At 30.4% G+C, this 345-nt stretch carries 1 protein-coding gene; it reads left to right on the top strand.

What is annotated here, in order from left to right; genetic code table 11:
- Positions 1 to 36: 36 nt before the first annotated feature.
- Positions 37 to 345: penicillin-binding transpeptidase domain-containing protein (locus tag NGM62_RS22070; RefSeq protein ID WP_262250462.1), on the top strand; the 309-nt coding region annotated here is incomplete at its 3' end.

Below are 345 nucleotides of genomic sequence, written 5' to 3' on the forward strand. Positions count from 1 at the left end.
CGTTGGCAGTCATTGTAAAAAACAGACGATAAAAATATGAAGAACATTCTCATTATAATATTAGCATTTTATACAACAGGTACTTATGCACAAAATAATTTCCAAAAATATTTTGATAGCCTATCTCTAAAAGGCAGTACCACCATTTATGATTATAATAATAAAAAATGGATTTTTACTGACGAAAAAGATGCCAATATTGCAACCCTACCCGCCTCGACTTTCAAAATTCCAAATACATTATTTGCACTAGAATTTAATGCCGTTAAGGATGAAAATGAAATTTTCAAATGGGATGGGAAACCAAAGAAACATTTGGGTAAAGTTATACCCATATGGAATCAA

It is taken from the genome of Parapedobacter soli (assembly GCF_025460835.1).
Classification (GTDB): Bacteria; Bacteroidota; Bacteroidia; order Sphingobacteriales; family Sphingobacteriaceae; genus Parapedobacter; species Parapedobacter soli.